Source organism: Alcanivorax sp. HI0083 (assembly GCF_001635175.1).
Window position 1 is genome coordinate 1 of sequence record NZ_LWFX01000492.1, and the last position, 756, is coordinate 756.

Annotated in this window: 1 protein-coding gene; it reads right to left on the minus strand. The window is 64.6% G+C overall.

The genetic code is table 11. The features are described from left to right. Positions 1-756, minus strand: a 756-nt coding sequence (locus A3754_RS05045; RefSeq protein ID WP_197468472.1) for a transglycosylase domain-containing protein, incomplete at both ends; no start/stop codon positions are given.

Here is a 756-nt window from a genome sequence, read left to right on the forward strand (position 1 = left end):
TCCGGCGGGTAATCCCGCGCCAGCTGACGGCGCACCAGATCAATAAACGCCGGGAAGGCATACAGCGCGGATGCACCCCGCGGCACCACTTCCAGCGGCCGGGCGCTGTACTTGTTGTAGTCCGCGCTGGACAAGGCACCTTCGTCACGAGCCACTTTCAACACGGTATTGCGGCGCTCCATGGCCCGCTCCGGACGGCGGCGCGGGTCGTACCAGCTGGGGCCTTTCAGCAAGGCCACCAGCGTCGCCAGCTGATGGGGTTCCAGTTCTTCCAGCGGTCGGCCAAACAGGAACTGCGCTCCCAGGCCCATACCATGAATGGCGCGGGCGCCGTCCTGGCCGAGATAGACCTCATTCAAGTAGGCCTCGAGAATCTGGTCCTTGCTGTAATGCAGCTCCAGCAGCAAGGCCATGGGCATTTCCATCAGCTTGCGCGACAGGGTCCGGTCGGAGCTGAGCCAGAAGTTCTTCACCAGCTGCTGGGTCAGGGTACTGCCGCCCTGCACCAGGCCGCCGGCCTTGATATTGGCCAGCATGGCGCGGCTCAAGCCGCGCAGGGAAATGCCATGGTGGTCGTAGAAACTGCGGTCTTCGGTGGCGATGAGCATGTCCACCAGCAACGGCGGCACCTTATCCAGCGGCACCAGTACCCGGTCCTCAGCGTGCTGGGGGTGAATACTGCCGATCTGCAATGGCTCCAGCCGGGCCAGGCGATCGCCGCCGGCTTCCAGGCTGCGAATCAGCCCGCCGGACAGG